The sequence below is a fragment of the Streptomyces sp. NPDC029159 genome (genome assembly GCF_055564055.1).
The window spans coordinates 478,841-496,015 of record NZ_JBVHWT010000001.1 but is presented as its reverse complement, the minus strand read 5'-3'; the positions used below and the strand labels follow the sequence as shown (position 1 = coordinate 496,015).

Below are 17,175 nucleotides of genomic sequence, written 5' to 3'. Positions count from 1 at the left end.
TCCGTCCGGTGCCTGGGCGCTCGCCGCACCGGAGGGTTTCAGCTCTTGGACGCAAGCGATCCCGGCCGTGCCATGGACCCTCGTTCGGCGAGCGGTGGCAGGCCGTACCGGTCGCGGGTGTCCTCGTCGAAGTCGTCGAGGAAATCGTGCAGGGTCCCTGCCAGTTGGGGCAGGGAGTCGACGGCGAAGAGGACCCTTTGGTAGCCGGCCACCTGGTACGGGAGGCGGAGGAGGTCGGGGAGGTGGAAGGGGCGGATGGTGGTGCGGGGGAAGTGGGCCAGTTCGCCGTAGGAGGAGAGGAGGGCGGCGCCGTATGCCTTGGGGTGGCCGTTCTCCCAGGCGAGGCCGTATTCGAGGGTGAACCAGTAGACGCGGCCGATCAGGTCCAGGGCGTCGGCCGACTCCACGCGGGCGGCGGCGCGGCCGACGGTGCGGTAGAGGTCGGTGAACCAGGGGTCGGAGAGGTGGATGCCGTGGCCGAAGACGTCGTGGAGGATGTCGGGTTCAGGGGTGTAGAGCGGCATGGCGGGGTGGCGGACGTACTGGACGGCGTGGAAGTAGCCGTCCGCCATGGCGCCCAGGAGGCGCTTGGTCGGGACGACGCCGCCGGCGAGCGTGAAGCGGAATCCCGCCAGCGGTTCCAGGCGGTCGGAGACCTCTTCGTGCTGCGGGACGTGGTCCCCGGGGATCGGGGCGGTATCGCGTGCTCGTAGGACCGCCTGGCACACGCATCCCTGTTGTGCCTCGGTGAGGGCGGCGTGGATGGTGCGCCAGGCGGCGTGTTCGGCGTCGTTGTACGCGACCGGGGGCGAGGGGGCGCCGACGCGGTGGCCTTTGGCCGCGGCCACGATCGCGTTCCGGCGGCTGACGTAGGCGTGATCGGCGAGCGAGGGGTGGTCCTTGGCGCGTCCGAGGTGCGCACCGTGGGGGTCCAGCGGGGTCCGGTTCAGCCAATCGGTCACGAGGGGCATCCTGCACGGCGGGTGGGGCGGGGTAAAGGATGAGGTGGGGCGTGGTGTCGGGCGCCGGGCCGTCGGTCCGGCCCCGGCTCGTTCCCTTGTGCGCCGGTCGATTGTCAGTGCCCCGTGTCACTCTGGGTGCATGACGGTGGAGGAGCTCGTGCGGCTGCGGCGGGTGCGGGATCTGGTGGATCGGGAGTATGCCGAGCCGCTGGATGTCCCGGCCCTGGCGCGGGTCGCGCTGATGTCGGCGGGGCACTTCTCGCGGAGCTTCCGGGCGGCCTTCGGGGAGACGCCGTACGGCTATGTCATGACGCGGCGGATCGAGCGGGCGAAGGCGTTGTTGCGGCGGGGGGATCTGTCGGTGACGGAGGTCTGTTTCGCGGTCGGGTGTACGTCGCTCGGCTCGTTCAGCTCGCGCTTCACGGAGCTGGTGGGGGAGAGCCCGAGCGCCTACCGGGCCCGTGATCATGAGGCGGGCGCCGCGGTGCCGCCGTGTATGGCGAAGATCTTCACGCGGCCGGTGCGGAGGCGGGGGACAGGCGCACAGCCCCGAGGGCTCCACGCTCCCGAACCCGTCACGATTGGAGAAGCGGATGCGGCCGTCGGACCGTAGCGTCGAGCGCATGGACATCACGCTTTCGCAGTGCTTCATCGCCGTCGACGATCACGACCGGGCGCTCGCCTTCTACCGGGACGTTCTCGGGCTCGAGGTGCGGAACGACGTCGGGTTCGAGGGGATGCGGTGGGTGACCGTCGGGTCGCCCTCGCAGCCGGGGGTGAACATCGTCCTCGAACCGCCGCTCGCCGATCCGAACGCATCGCCCGCCGACCGGCAGGCCATGGCGGAACTGCTGGCCAAGGGGCTGCTGCGCGGCGTCATCTTCGCGACCGACGACTGCGACGCGACCTTCGAGCGGATCCGGGCCGCGGGCGGTGAGGTGCTCCAGGAGCCGGTCGATCAGCCGTACGGCGTCCGGGACTGCGCCTTCCGGGACCCGGCGGGGAACATGCTGCGCTTCACCCAGGCGCGGTCGTAGGAGACAGGACAGGGACGGGTCGGGGACGTGGGGGAGAACGGATCAGCATGAGTACGCATTCCAGGGCGGGCACGGACACCGAGGCCGGCAGGGCGGGCACGGACACCGGGGCGCCCGGACAGGTGGCGGGTGCCCGGCACCTCGCCGACAGCCACGAGATGATCCGGGTGCACGGCGCGCGGGTGAACAATCTGCGGGGCGTCGACATCGAGATCCCCAAGCGGCGGCTCACGGTGTTCACCGGGGTGTCCGGGTCGGGGAAGAGTTCGCTGGTGTTCGACACCATCGCGGCGGAGTCGCAGCGGCTGATCAACGAGACGTACAGCGCGTTCCTCCAGGGGTTCATGCCGAGTCCGGCGCGGCCCGAGGTTGATGTGCTGGACGGGCTGACCACCGTGATCAGCGTCGACCAGCAGCGGATGGGCGCCGATCCGCGGTCCACGGTCGGCACCGTCACCGATGCCCACGCGATGTTGCGGATCCTCTTCAGCCGGCTGGCCAAGCCGTACGTCGGCCCGCCCGGGGCGTTCGCGTTCAATGTGCCGTCGGTGTCGGCGGCGGGCGCGATCACCGTGGGGAACGGCAAGAAGGAGAAGGTCACCTTCAACAAGGTGGGCGGGATGTGCCCGGGCTGCGAGGGGCGCGGCACGGTCTCCGCCCTCGACCCGGCGCAGCTCTACGACGACACGAAGTCGATCAACGAGGGCGCGTTCACCATCCCCGGCTACACCGGCGGCGGCTGGAACTCCCGCCTCTACGCGGAGTCCGGTTTCTTCGACCCGGACACGCCGATCAAGAAGTTCACCGAGAAGGAACTCCACGATCTGCTGCACCACGAGCCGGTGCGGATGAAGATCGCCGGGATCAACATGACCTACGAGGGTCTGATCCCGCGCATCCGGAAGTCGATGCTCGCCAAGGACAAGGAGGCGATGCAGCCGCACGTGAGGGCGTTCGTGGAGCGCGCGGTCACCTTCACGCCCTGCCCCGAGTGCGACGGGACGCGGCTCGCCGCGCACGCCCGGTCCGCCGTGATCGGAAAGCTCTCGATCGCGGACGCCTGCCGGATGGAGATCCGCGACCTGGCGGAGTGGGTCCGGAGCCTGACGGACCCCTCCGTCGCCCCGCTGCTCACCGCGCTCGGACAGAGCCTCGACTCCTTCGTCGAGATCGGACTCGGCTATCTCTCCCTGGACCGCCCCGCGGGCACGCTGTCCGGCGGCGAGGCGCAGCGCGTCAAGATGGTCCGCCATCTCGGCTCGTCGCTCACCGATGTCACCTATGTCTTCGACGAGCCGACCGCGGGGCTGCACCCGCACGACATCCGGCGGATGAACGAGCTGCTGCTGCGGCTGCGTGACAAGGGCAACACCGTGCTGGTCGTCGAGCACAAACCGGAGGTCATCGAGATCGCCGACCACGTCGTCGACCTGGGGCCCGGCGCCGGGACGGGCGGTGGCACGGTCTGCTTCGAGGGGGACGTCGCCGGGCTGCGCGGCAGCGACACCGTCACCGGACGCCACCTCGACGATCGCGCCCGGATCAAGGCGGCGGTACGGGAGCCGGACGGCGCGCTGAAGATCCGCCGTGCGCACGCCAACAACCTCCGGGACGTGGACGTCGATCTGCCGCTCGGGGTGCTCACCGTGATCACCGGCGTCGCGGGCTCCGGCAAGAGTTCGCTGGTCCACGGCTCGATCCCGGAGGAGCTGGGCGTCGTCTCCGTCGACCAGAGCCCGATCCGCGGGTCGCGGCGGAGCAACCCGGCGACGTACACCGGGCTGCTCGAACCGATCCGTAAGGCGTTCGCCAAGGCCAACGGGGTCAAGCCGGCGCTCTTCAGCGCCAACTCCGAGGGCGCGTGCCCGACGTGCAACGGCGCCGGGGTGATCTACACCGATCTGGCGATGATGGCCGGGGTCGCCAGCACCTGCGAGGACTGCGAGGGCCGGCGCTTCGACGCCGCGGTCCTGGAGTACCGGCTCGGCGGGCGGGACATCGCCGAGGTGCTGGCGATGCCGGTAGCGGAGGCGCTGGAGTTCTTCGCCGCCGGGGAGGCGCGGACTCCCGCCGCCCACAAGGTCCTTGAGCGGCTGGCCGATGTCGGTCTCGGCTATCTCACCCTCGGCCAGCCGCTCACCACGCTCTCCGGCGGCGAACGCCAGCGCCTGAAGCTGGCCACCCACATGGCGGACAAGGGCGGCGTCTATGTCCTGGACGAGCCGACGACCGGTCTCCATCTGGCGGATGTCGAGCAACTCCTCGGGCTGCTCGACCGGTTGGTCGACTCCGGTAAGTCCGTGATCGTCATCGAGCACCACCAGGCGGTCATGGCGCATGCGGACTGGATAGTCGACCTGGGGCCCGGCGCCGGTCACGACGGCGGCCGGGTCGTCTTCGAGGGGACACCCGCCGCGCTCGTCGCCGCGCGCTCCACCGTCACCGGCGAGCATCTGGCGGCGTACGTGGGGGAGTGACGGGCGGCCGGAGCGGCGGTGCGGAGGGCGGTGCCGCGGGGCCGGTTGCAGCGCCACCGTGGCACCGCACCCGCTGCCTCGCGTCCGCGGCCCTGCTCCCGCGGCCCCGCTCCCCGTCCGTAACGTCGCAGGTCAGGAAGGGTGCGAGCGGTCTGCTCTGCCCGTGGCGAATCTGCGGCGGGCAGAGAAACGGTATCCGGCGGGCGTCCGGGGCGAAGAGTGGAGTCGACGGCGTTCCTGCCCCGATGAGGAGACCGGATGACTCCACTCACCACCCGTCCGCCCCGCGCGGAGGACGGCGACACCCCGCCCAGCCACTTCGACGACCATCTCGCGACCCAGCTGCTCGCCCAGCGCATCGTCCTCCTCGGCACCCAGGTCGACGACGTCTCGGCCAACCGGGTGTGCGCCCAGCTTCTGCTGCTGTCGGCGGACGACCCGCACACCGACATCTGCCTGTACGTCAACAGCCCCGGCGGTTCGGTCTCCGCGGGCCTGGCGATCTTCGACACCATGCGCCTCATCCCGAACGAGGTCGCGACGCTGGCGATGGGGTTCGCGGCCAGCATGGGCCAGTTCCTGGTCACCGTGGGCGCGCCTGGCAAGCGGTTCGCGCTGCCGCATGCGCGGATCATGATGCATCAGCCCTCGGCGGGCATCGGCGGCACCGTCGCGGACATCGAAATCCAGGCGGAGAACCTCCAGTTCACCAAGGCCACCATCGCGCGGATCATCGCCGAGCACACCGGGCAGAGCGAGGAGACCATCACCCGGGACGGCGACCGGGACCGCTGGTTCACCGCCGAGCAGGCCAGGGAGTACGGAATGGTGGACCGGGTGGTGGAGTCGCTCGCCGACATCCGCCCGATCACCTCGCGCCGACGGATGGGGCTGTGACATGGGTGCGTACACGGTTCCCTACGTCACCGAGCGGACGCCGCAGGGCGAGCGGTCCTCCGATGTCTTCAGCCGGCTGCTGAACGAGCGGATCATCTTCGTCGGCACCGAGATCGACGACGGGGTCGCCAACGTGGTGATCGCGCAGCTCCTGCACCTGGAGTCGGCGAGCCCGGGGAGCGAGATCTCGATCTATCTCAACTCACCGGGCGGCTCGTTCACCTCGCTGATGGCGATCTACGACACGATGACGTACGTACAGGCGCCGATCTCGACCTGCTGCGTCGGGCAGGCGGCGTCGTCGTCGGCGCTGCTGCTGGCCGGTGGCGACCCCGGGCGGCGGTTCGTGCTCCAGCACGCGCGGGTGCTGCTCGGCCAGCCGGCCAGCGGCGGGCAGCAGGGCACCGTCTCCGACCTCGGCCTCGCGGCCAAGGAGATGGCCCGTATCCGCGCGCAGGCGGAGGAGGTGCTGTCCCGGCACACCCACCACGACGTGGCGACGCTCCGCGCGGACATGGACCGGGACAAGGTGCTCACCGCCGAGGAGGCCGTCGCCTACGGGCTCGCCGACGAGGTGCTGAGCAGGCGGCTGCTGCCCGCCTGACCTGCGGGTTCGATGGGCGGACCGGCGCTGCGGCGGGGATACCGCGCAGCGCCGGTCGGCCGGTCGGCCCGTCAGGCGGCCAGGTCGAGGACCTCGTACCGGGCCGGGGCCGAGGTGCGGCTGCGCTCCGTCCGGCTGCGGCTCATTCGGCTGCGGACGTGCCGGGTCAGCTCGTCCTGGGTGAGCGAGAGCAGGTCGGCGAGGTCGAGCCCGAGGGCCCGGGCGGCGGCCGCGAGCACTTCGGACGAGGCTTCCTTGCGGCCGCGCTCCAGCTCCGAGAGGTACGGCATCGAGATCCGGGCCGCCTCCGCGACCTCCTTCAACGTGCGCTGCTGGTCCAGCCGTTGGCGCCGCAGCGCCTGGCCGACGAGGTCGCGCCACAGGGGCTCGCGCGGCGTGGGCGCCGGTGGGCCCCCGGCCGGCTGCCGGTGCGTCGCCCCGCCGGAACCGGGATGCGAGGGCGGCGAGGGCTGAGAGGGCTGCGGGCGCAGCGGGATGACGTGGGCTTCGTTCCGCGCATGAGTGCTCACCCCTTCAGCGTAGGGATCCGGGCCGCCGGGGGAAGGGTGCGGCGTTCCGCCCTGGGTGAAGCGGGGCGGGAGGCGGTGAGGCGGGGGCCGGCGCGGGCCGGGGCTCCGCCGGGCGGGCGCCGCCCGGCTGTGTTCGGTGGAGTGCGCCCCAAGAGCCGCGCCAGGCTCCGCCGGAGGGCCCGCCCCAGAGTCCGACGAGGCCCGCCCCAAGTCCCACCCGAGGGGCCGATTCCGGCCCCGGCGCCCCTTCGCTCCCCGAGGCATTTCACGCCACCACCCCTGACCTGGCTATTCCCGGTCAGGGGTCCTTTTCTGCCCAGGTTTTGACGGCCCATCGGCCATTTCTGCCACATTCGGGCCCCTTTTCGCAGGGTTCCCCAGAGCCCGCCGAAGCCCTTTGTCATCGCTGTTTTAACGCTGCATTACACCACCGCGACGTCGGTTGACCGGGTTTGCCGGACCGTGTGCGATGGCTGAGGAGCGATTTTCGGGCGGCCGCCCGCGCCCGCCCTTTCCTGCTGACCCGGAAGGACACGATGACCGTCATAAGACGCGCCCGCGCACGCGAACTCGTGCACGAGGACATTCTGGCGCTCGCCGAGGGGGAAGCCCTCGCCGTACACGTACCGCACTTCATCCCGGACGAGGTGGTGAAAGCCGTACGCGAGGAGGTGCTGCACCATCCGGACAAAGGAGGGCTGAGCCAGGACACCGCGTTCCAGCGGATCGGATTCGCCTACTCCGAGATCAGCGACGAGGAATCCCGGGACCGCTACCACCGCGAGGCACGGGACAACATCCAGCGGATGCGGGACCTGTTCGCTCCGTACGCCTTACCGAGCGACACTTTCCGGGCGCTCGTCGAGGAGACCTGGAACGCCGGGGCGCAGCTGCTGACGATAGAGGGCCGTAAGGCATTCATCGGTATCTGCCGCTTCCAGGACAAGGGCGTCGATCTCAATCCGCACACCGACGCCCTGGAGCGCAATCTCCCCGACAGTGCCGCCCACGACCTCGTCGCCCAGCTCTCCGCCAATATCTATCTGAACATTCCGGAGACCGGCGGCGAACTCGAACTCTGGGGCACCGAGCCCGGCGAGGACGCCTACAACGCCCTGAAGGGCGACCGTGTCTGGGGTCTGGAGCGTGCGCAGCTCGGCCCTCCGCAGCAGGTCATCCGGCCCGAGCCCGGCGATCTGCTGCTGATCGACCCGCGCCGCATCCACGCGGTGCGGCCCTCCGGCGACGAGCCCCGCATCACCCTCGGCCATTTCCTCGGCTACCACGGCGCCGACCGACCGCTCACCCTGTGGAGCTGAGCCGGCCATGACCACCACCCATGTTGTCGACGGCCGTACGAAGGCGAATTTCGGGGAGGCGGCGAAGAAACTCACCCTCGCCGGAACCCGGGCCATTCTGCTGGTCAGTGTCGGCCAGCGCTACCACGAGGGCGACAAACTCCGCGCCACCGTGGAACTCGTCAACCGCAGTGCCTTCGGTGAGCTGACCATCGCCGTCGCCGACACCCTCCAGCGCTCCAATTTCCACGGCATCCCCCCGGAGGAGGCGTATGCCCGCGCGCTGCGCGCCGGCGACGAGTGGCTGGAGCGCAATGAGAAGATCCTCGGCCAACTCACCGTGCCCACGAGTGTGTTGCGGTGGGACGAGGCGCTGAAGGATCCGGATTACGCGGAATTCCGGCGCCGGATAGCGGACGCGTACGCGAACGAGCCGGAATACCGGCAGGCGGTGGACGCGACGATCGGGAAATTCATCGAGCGTTTCACCGCCCGTGACCCGGACGTCGACACCGAGGAAGCCTTCCGGGGCTGCCTCGCCTATCTCATAGAGGAGTGCCCGATCATCATGCCGATGTGGGCACACCAGGGATACGACTACGTCATCTATCCGCAGCCCATGACCGCCGCCATGGCCGAAACCCAAGCCCGTTTCGTCACCGGGGAATTTCCCGGGAAGGGCGGCTGGCTGTCGCTCCGGTACAAGAAGCGGTCGGCGACCATCCCCCAGCAGGTCCGGCGGACCGCTCCGCCCGCACCCCCCTCAGGCCCAGAGGAACCCACACCGTGACGTCATCGACCACCGCCGCCCAGACCACCGCGCCGTCCGTACCGGACCGCCGGTGGTGGGCGTTCGCGGGCGTGAGCCTGATCAGCTTCCTCGGCTGTATCGACCTCACCATCGTCAACACGGCCGCCCCGCAGATCCAGGCCGATCTCGGGGCGTCCGTCACCGACCTCCAGCTCATCGTCAACATGTTCCTCGTCGCGCTGTCGATGTTCATGGTGACGATGGGCCGTCTCGCCGACTCCTACGGGCGCCGCCGCGTCCTGTACGTCGGCACCGTCGTCTTCGGACTCGCCTCCCTGGGCGCCGGGTTCGCCGAGACCACCGGCTGGCTGATCGCCTTCCGCTTCCTCCAGGGCGCCGCCGGGGCGATCCTCTACACCTCCACCGGTGCGATCGTGCAGCACGCCTTCCCGCCGGAGCAGCGTGGCCGGGCCATCGGCGCGCTCTACGGCGTCAACGGCGTCGGGCTGGCGATCGGCCCGCTGCTCGGCGGCGTCGTGGTCTCCGCCGCGGGCTGGCACTGGGTGTTCTGGCTCAACGTCCCGCTGGTCGTCCTGGCGCTGGCGCTCTGCTCGTTCAGCGTCCGCGAGTCCCGCAACGAGGAGTCGGCCACCGGCGTGGACTGGCCCGGGCTCGTCCTGATCAGCCTCGGCATCCCCGCCGTGGTGCTGGCGTTCACACTCGGCGGCACCTGGGGCTGGTCGAGCGGGCGGACGCTGGGCCTGCTGGCCTTCGCCGTCGTCGCGCTCGTCGCGTTCTACGCGGTCGAGCGGCGGGCGGCGGACCCGATCGTCAGCTTCGGGCTCTTCCGCCGCCGCGCCTTCCTCGCCGCCATCGTCTCGGACTTCGCGCTCGCCTGTTTCTACGCGACGGTGCTGTTCCTGCTGCCGCTCTACCTCGCCGAGGTCCGCGGGTACGGCGGATACGCGACCGGCGCGATGCTGCTGCCGTGTACGGCGGTGATGGCGGCGCTGTCGCCGTTCGTGGGGCGGCTCACCGACCGCTTCGGACCGCGCCGGCTGCTGCTGACCGGCTTCGCGCTGTTCACCGTCGCGGCGCTGCTGTTCACCCGGCTCACCGCGGACGCCCCGCTCACCGTGATCGTGGCGGCGCTGGTGGCGATGGGTCTGGCCTGGGCCTGTGTGCTGGGCCCGGCCACCGTCTCGGCGCTGTCGTCGGTGCCGGAGCGGCAGGCGGGCCTGGCGATGGGCTCGTCCTGGACGTTCCACAACCTGGGCGGCGCGATCGGCCTCGCCGTCGGCATCGTCCTCTACCGGGTGCAGGCGGACGCGTACCTGACGTCGGCGCTCGCGGGGCGGGGCGGCGCCTGGACGCGGGAGGTGGCCGCCGATCCGGAGCGGGCCGAGGCGCTGCTGACGCGGCACACCTCGCTCGGGCCCGCGGAGGTCACCGACCTCTTCCGGCGGATGTTCGCCCACGGCACCCAGGCCGCGATGTGGCTGGTGGCGGGAACCTCCGTCGTGGCGCTGCTGGTGCTCGGCTGGATCTCGCTGGTCGACCGGCGGCGGGGCGGCGCGGACGCGGCGGACGGTGCGGCGGTCTGAGGCCGGCGCCCGGCGTGGAGATGCCGCTGCCTGACGGATTCCGGGCAGCGGCATCTTTCTGCGGCGTCTGTTTCAGCGCGTAGTGAAGTAGTTGTTCCATGCGTCGACGAGCGCCCGGCGGACGGACTCCGGCATGTTCGGGGTGTTGAAGGTGCCGGTGACGCCGTAGTAGTAATACTGATTGTCGTTGGTCGCCATGTGGTCCTGGCCGGGAACGTCGACGTGCCGGCTGAAATGGATGTTGGCGAATTCCGCGATGACGGTGCACACGTAGTACACCCAGTTCCCCGTGTTGTTCTCCCTGGAGCCAGTGATCGTCCAGTCCGTCATGGACACGGCGTTACTCCCTTTCCGGCCGGTGTGCGGGGTGCGGTCGGGGCGCCGGCCGGGCCGTCGGAAGGGCCGCTCCGGCCGGCGCCCGGTGGTTCACTTCGCGGCAAGGGTGATGTCGCCGGTCATGCTGACGGTCATGCCGTAATCCTGCGGACTGCTGTGGACCTCGGCGAGGACGAACTCCCCGCTACCGTCGTTCCACTGGCCTTTGACCTTCCAGTCCTCGTCCCACAGGATGCAGTTCCCCCGGCCCGTCTGGACGTTGAGCGGGTTGTCCTTGTGCTGCGAGATCCAGGCGTACACGCTGCCGTCGTACGTCCTGGGCCCCACCGATTTGCTGTCCCCGGGGTGCTCCTTGTTGACGAAGGAGACCTGGGAGTTCGACTGGTTGTCGCAGCCCCTGATACCGGTGGTCATGAAAACCCCCTGACTTGGTTCGTGGCGAACAGGAAACTACCGGGGACCGGGGTGCGGAACGGGCCGGGAAAGCTTTGGCCGAGAGTGCCGAGATGGCGGTCCCGTATCCCTTGCGGAAATTCCCGGATCGCTGCGGCGGGGGACCGTGATGACCGCTTTTTGTGGAATACCGGCGGCGGTATTCGTCCGGGTGTCCAGCGGCACCGGAAATCTTCGTACGCGTTCGGGGAAAACGCGCCGGACGGCGGCGGTGCGGAAAGTCGGTACGGGTGGGGGTTTACTCCGGACCGGCCGGTTCCGGTGCTGATCGGGGCGGTACGGTGGAACGGCGGAATCGGTTCTGCGAAAAGTGCCGGCGGAGCGGCCCCCGGAGGGCCCGAAAACGCCGGAAGGCCGAAAGTGAGCGGTGGGGGAGTGGGCTGATGGGCGGCGGTAAAGGCGATGGACGCTTCGGCGCGGTGACCGTACGGAGGGCCACACCACGGGACGCCCGTCGGCTGACCCGCCTGGTCCGGACGTCGCGCGCGTACGAGGGCCCGTACGCGTCGATGGTCGAGGGGTACCGCGTCGGGCCCGACTACATCGAGACGCATCCTGTCTTCGTCGCGGAGGCGGCGGAGACGGGGCGGGCGGCGGAGGAGTCCGGCCGCCGGGTGCTCGGGTTCTACGCGCTGCTGCTCGATCCGCCGGAGCTGGATCTGCTGTTCGTCGCCGACGAGGCACAGGGGCTGGGCATCGGGCGCCGGCTCGTCGACCATCTGCGCGAGGAGGCCCGCCGGGCCGGTCTCGACCGGGTGCGGGTGGTCGCCCATCCGCCCGCCGAGGGGTTCTACCGCAGTGTCGGCGCCCGGCCGGTCGGTGTGGTCCGGGCGCGGCCACCGGCGGTGCGGTGGGACCGGCCGGAGCTGGTGATCGAGGTCGGGGCGGCGCCGGGCGAGGCGTGAGGCGGAGCCGGGGCGGCCGGTCGTCCGACTCTTGACACCTCCAGCATTTCTGACGGACAGTCAGAAACCCTGGAGGTGCGGGCACCCCTGCCCCGCGCCGCCCGTGCCCCGAAGGGGAGGCCGTCGACGTGCACCTCGCGCCCACCGCACGCCAACAGGAACTGCGCGCCGAACTCCGCGCCTACTTCCGGGAGGTGATGCCGGACGGGCCACCCGAAGGGGCCGCCGCGCAGCGGGCCGTGCTGCGGCGGATCGGCGCGGACGGCATGCTGGGCCTCGGCTGGCCCCGGGAGCACGGCGGGCAGGGCCGCGGCCCCGACGAACAGTTCGTCTTCTTCGACGAGGGGTACCGGGCGGGCGCACCCGTCTCGATGGTCACGCTCAACACCGTCGGCCCGACCCTGATGGCGTACGGCACCGAGCGGCAGCAGGCGTACTTCCTGCCCCGCATCCTCAGCGGCGAGACCGTCTTCGCGATCGGCTACACCGAACCGGAGGCCGGCACCGACCTGGCGTCGCTGCGCACCCGCGCGGTCCGCGACGGCGACGGCTGGCGGATCGACGGCTCCAAGATCTTCACCAGCAACGCCCACCAGGCGGACTGGATCTGGCTCGCCTGCCGCACCGACCCGGACGCGCCCAAACACCGCGGCATCTCCCTGCTCCTCGTCCCGACGGACGCGCCCGGCTTCTCCTGGACGCCGATCGAGACGGTCGGCGGGCTGACGACCACCGCGACGTACTACGACGGCGTACGGGTCCCGGCGGACAACCTCGTCGGCGCCGAGAACACCGGCTGGCGGCTGATCACCCACCAGCTCAACCACGAACGGGTCGCGCTCGCCGCCATCGGGATGCAGGCGGAGGACGTCTACGAGGCGGCGCTCGCCCACGCCCGCACGCCCGACCCGGCGACCGGGCGGCGCCCCGCCGACCGTCCGTGGGTGCGCTCCCGGCTGGCCGAGGCGTACGCCCGGCTGGCCGCGACCCGGCTGCTGAACTGGCGGCTGGTCGGCGACGTCGGCGCCGGGACGCTCGCGCCGGGCGACGCCGCCGGGGTGAAGTTCGCCGGGACGGAGAGCGCGGTCGAGGTGTACCGGCTGTGCCAGGAGGCGGTGGGCGACGCGGCGCTGATCCGGGCCGGAGCGCCCGGCGCCTTCGGGGACGGCGTGCTGGAGCGGATGAACCGGGCGGCGCAGATCAACACGTTCGGCGGCGGGGTGAGCGAGATCCAGCGGGAGCTGGTCGCGACCATGCGGCTGGGGATGCGGAGGGGGCGGCGGTGAACGGCGGGGACGAGGCGCGGGGCGCGGCGGCCGGCGACGACGCGCTGTACGCGCGGCTCAAGGCGTTCGAGGGGCGGCCCGCGGCGACCGGCGGACGCGGCAAGGACCCGGTCAACGCGGCGATGATCCGCCACTGGTGCGAGGCGATGGGCGACAGCCACCCCGCGTACCGGGGGCCGGACGCCGTCGCCCCGCCGACGATGCTCCAGGCGTGGACGATGGGCGGCCTCTCCGGCCACCAGGGCCGCTCGGCCGCCTACGACGAGCTGACCGCACTGCTGGACGGCGCCGGGTGCACCGCCGTGGTGGCCACCGACTGCGAGCAGGAGTATCTGCGCCCGCTGCGGCCCGGCGACGAGATCACCTTCGACGCGGTCATCGAGTCGGTGTCACCGCGGAAGACGACGAAGCTGGGCAGCGGGTACTTCGTCACGACGCGGATGGACGTCCGGGCCGGGGGTCTGCCCGCGGGAACGCACCGTTTCCGGATTCTGAAGTACGCGCCGGGGGCCGGGAGTCCGGGGAGTCCGGGAGGATCGGGCTCCGGGAGCGCAGCCCGTAAGGGTGGCCCCGGGACCGGCCCCGAGGCCGTGCCCGGCACCCGTAAGGGGACCCCCGAGCCCGCCGCCACATCCCGTGAGGGAGGCCCGGACGCCGCCCCCGCCCGCCCCCGGCCCGTGATCAACCGTGACAACGCCGGATTCTGGGCGGGCGTGGCCGAACACCGGCTGCTGATCCAGCGGTGCACCGGCTGCGGGCGGCTGCGGATGCCCTGGCTGCCGGGGTGCGCGCGCTGCGGAGCGCCCGAGTGGGACACCGTCGAGGCGGCCGGTGGCGGCACCGTCCACTCGTACGTCGTGATGCACCACCCGCCGTTCCCCGCCTTCGACCCGCCGTACGCGGTCGCGCTGATCGCGCTGGACGAGGGGGTGCGGCTGGTCGCCGGCGTCACCGGTGTGCCGTATGACGCGGTGCGCATCGGGATGCCGGTACGGCTGGAGTTTCAGCAGGTCAGGGACGCGAAGGGGGCGTGGGAGCTGCCGGTGTTCCGCGCGGAGCCGGGGGCGGCGCACCCGCCCCGGGAGGAGGGCTGAGATGGACTTCACGCCGACGCGGGAGCAGCAGGCGGCGGCCGGACTCGCCGCGGAGATCTTCGGCGACCGGTCCACGCCCGAGCGGCTGACGGCCCTGGGCACGGACGCCGACACCGCCCTGTGGCAGACGCTCTGCCGGGCCGGAGTGGTGGACTCCGTCACCGAGACCGGGCTGCTCGGGCTGGTCCTGCTGCTGGAGCAGGCCGGACGGACCACCGCACAGGTCCCGCTCGCCGCCACCGGCGCGTACGGCGTCCTCGCGGTGGCCGCGCACGGTGCGCCGGAGCAGCGCGAGCGCCTGCTGCCGGAGCTGACCGACGGCGGGACGGTGGCCACCGGCGCCTTCGGGACCGGCGAACCACCCGCCGTACGGGCCCGCGCCGGAGCCGGACCCGCCGCCCACCTGACCGGCACCGTGCCCGTCGTCCCCTGGCTGACCTGCGCCGATGTGGTGCTGGTGCCCGACGCGGACCGGGAGTTGTGGCTGCTGCGGACCGATGCGCCGGGCGTCGCGGTCACCCCGGTCGCGACCACCGCGCCCTGGTCCGCGGGGCGCCTCGACCTCACCGAAGCCCCCGCCGAACGGCTCGGCGGCGCCCCGGAACCGGCCGGCCCCGGCCCGTACGCGTCCGTGCTGGCCTGCGCCCGGATCGCACACGCCGGGCTCCAGGCGGGCGTCTGCGCGGGCGCCCTCGCGCGGGCCGTGGCACACACCGCCGAGCGGCAGCAGTTCGGCAAACCGCTCGACGCCCACCAGGCCGTCCTGCTGCGTGCCGCCGACGCCCATCTGGACACCGAGGCGATCCGGGTCACCGCGTACGAGGCGGCCTGGCGGCGGGACACCGGGCGCGGCGCCGCACCGCACGCGCTGACCGCCGCCTGGTGGGCCGCCGAGGCCGGCACCCGCGTGGTCCACGCCGTCCAGCATCTCCACGGCGGCCTCGGCGCCGACGTCGGCCACCCCGTCCACCGGCACTTCCTGTGGGGACGCCACCTCGCGGCCGACCTCGGCGCGGGCGCCCAACTCCTCGAAGAACTCGGCGAGTTCCTCGTCGACGAGGAGGTGGCTTCATGAGCGGCGACGCGCAGCGGAAGCCCCCCGCCCCCGGCGACACCCTCCCGCCCCTCCGCATCCCGATCACCCGCACCCTGATCGTCTCCGGGGCCCTCGCCTCCCGCGACTACCAGGACGTCCACCACGACGCCGAGGCCGCCCGCGCGAAGGGCTCGCCGGACATCTTCATGAACATCCTCACCACCAACGGCCTCGTCGGCCGCTACCTCACCGACCACTTCGGCCCCGCCGCCGTCCTCCGCAAGGTCGCCATCCGTCTAGGCGCACCCAACTACCCCGGGGACACCATGGAGTTGACGGGCATGGTCACCGAGGTGGACGGCGCGACCGTACGGGTCCGGGTGGCCGGTGCGAACGGCCTCGGGCACCACGTCACCGGCACCGTGACCCTCACGGTGCCCGTCACCGGAGGGAGCGCCGCCCCATGAGCGTGCGCCGCGCGGACACCCTGGGCGGCCGGGCAGCCGTCGTCGGCATCGGGGCCACCGAGTTCTCCAAGGACTCCGGCCGCAGCGAACTGACCCTCGCCGCCGAGGCGGTACGCGCCGCACTCGACGACGCCGGGCTCGCCCCGTCCGACGTCGACGGGCTGGTCACCTTCACCATGGACACCAGCCCCGAGATCGCCGTCGCCCAGGCCACCGGCATCGGCGAACTCTCCTTCTTCTCCCGCGTCCACTACGGGGGCGGCGCCGCCTGCGCCACCGTCCAGCAGGCGGCGCTCGCCGTCGCCACCGGCATCGCCGAGGTCGTCGTCTGCTACCGCGCCTTCAACGAACGCTCCGGCCGCCGCTTCGGCTCCGGCGTCCAGCACCGCGAACCGTCCGCCGAAGGCACCGCCCTCGGCTGGAACCTCCCGCCCGGCCTCCTCACCCCCGCCTCCTGGGTCGCCATGGCCGCCCAGCGCTACCTCCACACCTACGGGCTCACCCCCGAGGCGTTCGGCCACGTCGCCGTCACCGGCCGCCGGTACGCGGCGACCAACCCGGCGGCGTACTTCCACGGCCGCCCGATCACCCTCGCCGATCACGCAGGGTCCCGGCCCATCGTCGAACCGCTGCGCCTGCTCGACTGCTGCCAGGAGACCGACGGCGGGCAGGCGCTCGTCGTCACCACCGCCGCACGCGCCCGGGACCTGCGGCGCCCGCCCGCCCTGATCACCGCCGCGGCCCAGGGCGCCGGCCGCGCCCAGGAGCAGATGACCAGCTATTACCGCGCCGACTTCTACCCGTCCGACCTCGCCGGTCTCCCCGAAATGGCCGTCGTGGCCCGCCAGCTGTGGCGCACCTCGGGCCGCACCCCCGCCGACATCGACGTGGCGATCCTCTACGACCACTTCACCCCGTTCGTGCTGATGCAGCTGGAGGAGTTCGGCTTCTGCGCCCCCGGCGAGGCCCCCGCCTTCGTCGCGGCCGGCACGCTGCCGCTCAACACCCACGGCGGCCAGCTCGGCGAGGCGTATCTGCACGGCATGAACGGCATCGCGGAGGCGGTGCGCCAGGTCCGCGGGAGCGCCGTGAACCAGATCCCGGACGCGGCCCACGTCCTCGTCACGGCGGGTACGGGGGTGCCCACGTCGGGGTTGATCCTGGGGCGGGACGGGGCGTAAAGGCCCGCACGCCGCCGTGCCCGGGGCCGCGGCCCGCACACGGCGGCGCCCGGCGCCGACTTGCGGCTCCGGGCGTCATGAACCTGCGAGGTGGGCTTCCTTCGGCGGCATTGTCCGCATCAGGTGATGGAGGTCGCCTTCCGGTCTCCCCGACCTTCCGGCCTCTCAGCCCGGCCCTTGCGTATTCGAGAGAACTCTCATCCTCTCCTGTGCGAGAGAACCTGTGTCCTCTCTGGCGGATACGCTCCGGTCGAACT

General features: G+C 71.8%; 18 protein-coding genes. 14 read left to right on the top strand and 4 right to left on the bottom strand.

Going from position 1 to position 17,175, the window contains the following annotated elements; translation table 11 throughout:
• Positions 1-38 precede the first annotated feature (38 nt).
• Positions 39-962, bottom strand: a complete 924-nt coding sequence (locus ACZ4U4_RS02245) for a phenylalanine 4-monooxygenase (RefSeq protein ID WP_467868392.1) — start codon at positions 960-962, stop codon at positions 39-41.
• Between the two features lie 139 nt (positions 963-1,101).
• On the opposite strand from ACZ4U4_RS02245, the gene ACZ4U4_RS02240 reads away from it, so the two are divergent.
• From ACZ4U4_RS02240 to ACZ4U4_RS02220, 5 genes are all read left to right on the top strand, one after another.
• Positions 1,102-1,575: a helix-turn-helix transcriptional regulator gene (locus tag ACZ4U4_RS02240; RefSeq protein ID WP_467868391.1), complete on the top strand. Its 474-nt coding sequence runs from the start codon at positions 1,102-1,104 to the stop codon at positions 1,573-1,575.
• Positions 1,576-1,585: 10 nt separating this feature from the next.
• On the top strand, positions 1,586-1,999 hold the full coding sequence (locus ACZ4U4_RS02235; RefSeq protein ID WP_030288615.1) for a VOC family protein: 414 nt from the start codon (positions 1,586-1,588) through the stop codon (positions 1,997-1,999).
• Between the two features lie 158 nt (positions 2,000-2,157).
• Positions 2,158-4,476 (top strand): ATP-binding cassette domain-containing protein, encoded by a 2,319-nt coding sequence (locus ACZ4U4_RS02230; RefSeq protein WP_467868926.1) that lies wholly within the window; start codon positions 2,158-2,160, stop codon positions 4,474-4,476.
• 258 nt (positions 4,477-4,734) lie between these two features.
• The gene (locus tag ACZ4U4_RS02225) at positions 4,735-5,373 is read left to right on the top strand and encodes an ATP-dependent Clp protease proteolytic subunit (protein WP_467868389.1); all 639 of its coding nucleotides are present in this window, start codon (positions 4,735-4,737) and stop codon (positions 5,371-5,373) included.
• 1 nt (position 5,374) lies between these two features.
• On the top strand, positions 5,375-5,977 hold the full coding sequence (locus ACZ4U4_RS02220; protein ID WP_467868387.1) for a ClpP family protease: 603 nt from the start codon (positions 5,375-5,377) through the stop codon (positions 5,975-5,977).
• 71 nt (positions 5,978-6,048) lie between these two features.
• Here the strand turns inward: ACZ4U4_RS02220 and ACZ4U4_RS02215 are convergent, their stop codons facing one another.
• Positions 6,049-6,507: a helix-turn-helix domain-containing protein gene (locus tag ACZ4U4_RS02215; protein ID WP_467868385.1), complete on the bottom strand. Its 459-nt coding sequence runs from the start codon at positions 6,505-6,507 to the stop codon at positions 6,049-6,051.
• 536 nt (positions 6,508-7,043) lie between these two features.
• Here ACZ4U4_RS02215 and ACZ4U4_RS02210 point away from each other — a divergent pair.
• Genes ACZ4U4_RS02210 through ACZ4U4_RS02200 form a run of 3 tightly spaced genes read left to right on the top strand, consistent with a single transcriptional unit; the run spans position 7,044 to position 10,160 of the window.
• Positions 7,044-7,826 (top strand): 2OG-Fe(II)-dependent halogenase WelO5 family protein, encoded by a 783-nt coding sequence (locus ACZ4U4_RS02210; protein ID WP_467868383.1) that lies wholly within the window; start codon positions 7,044-7,046, stop codon positions 7,824-7,826.
• 7 nt (positions 7,827-7,833) lie between these two features.
• Positions 7,834-8,595 (top strand): tRNA-dependent cyclodipeptide synthase, encoded by a 762-nt coding sequence (locus ACZ4U4_RS02205; RefSeq protein WP_467868382.1) that lies wholly within the window; start codon positions 7,834-7,836, stop codon positions 8,593-8,595.
• On the top strand, positions 8,592-10,160 hold the full coding sequence (locus ACZ4U4_RS02200) for an MFS transporter (RefSeq protein ID WP_467868380.1): 1,569 nt from the start codon (positions 8,592-8,594) through the stop codon (positions 10,158-10,160). Before ACZ4U4_RS02205 ends, ACZ4U4_RS02200 begins: the two co-directional genes overlap by 4 nt.
• Before the next feature lie 72 nt (positions 10,161-10,232).
• Here ACZ4U4_RS02200 and ACZ4U4_RS02195 read toward each other — a convergent pair whose 3' ends face one another.
• Positions 10,233-10,439 (bottom strand): hypothetical protein, encoded by a 207-nt coding sequence (locus ACZ4U4_RS02195; RefSeq protein WP_467868379.1) that lies wholly within the window; start codon positions 10,437-10,439, stop codon positions 10,233-10,235.
• Positions 10,440-10,586: 147 nt separating this feature from the next.
• Positions 10,587-10,910: a hypothetical protein gene (locus tag ACZ4U4_RS02190; RefSeq protein WP_467868377.1), complete on the bottom strand. Its 324-nt coding sequence runs from the start codon at positions 10,908-10,910 to the stop codon at positions 10,587-10,589.
• Positions 10,911-11,332: 422 nt separating this feature from the next.
• Here ACZ4U4_RS02190 and ACZ4U4_RS02185 point away from each other — a divergent pair, with 422 nt between their 5' ends.
• From ACZ4U4_RS02185 to ACZ4U4_RS02160, 6 genes are all read left to right on the top strand, one after another.
• A complete protein-coding gene (locus ACZ4U4_RS02185) occupies positions 11,333-11,854 on the top strand; it encodes a GNAT family N-acetyltransferase (RefSeq protein WP_467868376.1) in 522 nt (173 codons plus the stop codon).
• A gap of 128 nt (positions 11,855-11,982) precedes the next feature.
• Positions 11,983-13,140 (top strand): acyl-CoA dehydrogenase family protein, encoded by a 1,158-nt coding sequence (locus ACZ4U4_RS02180; protein WP_467868374.1) that lies wholly within the window; start codon positions 11,983-11,985, stop codon positions 13,138-13,140.
• On the top strand, positions 13,137-14,234 hold the full coding sequence (locus ACZ4U4_RS02175; protein WP_467868372.1) for a bifunctional MaoC family dehydratase N-terminal/OB-fold nucleic acid binding domain-containing protein: 1,098 nt from the start codon (positions 13,137-13,139) through the stop codon (positions 14,232-14,234). Before ACZ4U4_RS02180 ends, ACZ4U4_RS02175 begins: the two co-directional genes overlap by 4 nt.
• A gap of 1 nt (position 14,235) precedes the next feature.
• A complete protein-coding gene (locus tag ACZ4U4_RS02170; protein ID WP_467868370.1) occupies positions 14,236-15,309 on the top strand; it encodes an acyl-CoA dehydrogenase family protein in 1,074 nt (357 codons plus the stop codon).
• On the top strand, positions 15,306-15,737 hold the full coding sequence (locus ACZ4U4_RS02165; RefSeq protein WP_467868369.1) for a MaoC family dehydratase: 432 nt from the start codon (positions 15,306-15,308) through the stop codon (positions 15,735-15,737). Before ACZ4U4_RS02170 ends, ACZ4U4_RS02165 begins: the two co-directional genes overlap by 4 nt.
• Positions 15,734-16,918 carry a lipid-transfer protein gene (locus ACZ4U4_RS02160; protein ID WP_467868368.1) on the top strand — a complete coding sequence of 395 codons (1,185 nt, stop codon included), beginning with the start codon at positions 15,734-15,736 and terminating at the stop codon, positions 16,916-16,918. The genes ACZ4U4_RS02165 and ACZ4U4_RS02160 overlap by 4 nt, the downstream gene beginning before the upstream one ends.
• The last annotated feature ends 257 nt before the right edge of the window (positions 16,919-17,175 follow it).

What these genes read in the sequence shown, in the direction of transcription:
- ACZ4U4_RS02240 (WP_467868391.1), top strand. Translation starts at nt 1,102, where the DNA reads ATGACGGTGGAGGAGCTCGTGCGGCTGCGGCGGGTGCGGGATCTGGTG.
- ACZ4U4_RS02235 (WP_030288615.1), top strand. Translation starts at nt 1,586, where the DNA reads ATGGACATCACGCTTTCGCAGTGCTTCATCGCCGTCGACGATCACGAC.
- ACZ4U4_RS02230 (WP_467868926.1), top strand. Translation starts at nt 2,158, where the DNA reads ATGATCCGGGTGCACGGCGCGCGGGTGAACAATCTGCGGGGCGTCGAC.
- ACZ4U4_RS02225 (WP_467868389.1), top strand. Translation starts at nt 4,735, where the DNA reads ATGACTCCACTCACCACCCGTCCGCCCCGCGCGGAGGACGGCGACACC.
- ACZ4U4_RS02220 (WP_467868387.1), top strand. Translation starts at nt 5,375, where the DNA reads ATGGGTGCGTACACGGTTCCCTACGTCACCGAGCGGACGCCGCAGGGC.
- ACZ4U4_RS02210 (WP_467868383.1), top strand. Translation starts at nt 7,044, where the DNA reads ATGACCGTCATAAGACGCGCCCGCGCACGCGAACTCGTGCACGAGGAC.
- ACZ4U4_RS02205 (WP_467868382.1), top strand. Translation starts at nt 7,834, where the DNA reads ATGACCACCACCCATGTTGTCGACGGCCGTACGAAGGCGAATTTCGGG.
- ACZ4U4_RS02190 (WP_467868377.1), bottom strand. Translation starts at nt 10,910, where the DNA reads ATGACCACCGGTATCAGGGGCTGCGACAACCAGTCGAACTCCCAGGTC.
- ACZ4U4_RS02185 (WP_467868376.1), top strand. Translation starts at nt 11,333, where the DNA reads ATGGGCGGCGGTAAAGGCGATGGACGCTTCGGCGCGGTGACCGTACGG.
- ACZ4U4_RS02170 (WP_467868370.1), top strand. Translation starts at nt 14,236, where the DNA reads ATGGACTTCACGCCGACGCGGGAGCAGCAGGCGGCGGCCGGACTCGCC.
- ACZ4U4_RS02165 (WP_467868369.1), top strand. Translation starts at nt 15,306, where the DNA reads ATGAGCGGCGACGCGCAGCGGAAGCCCCCCGCCCCCGGCGACACCCTC.
- ACZ4U4_RS02160 (WP_467868368.1), top strand. Translation starts at nt 15,734, where the DNA reads ATGAGCGTGCGCCGCGCGGACACCCTGGGCGGCCGGGCAGCCGTCGTC.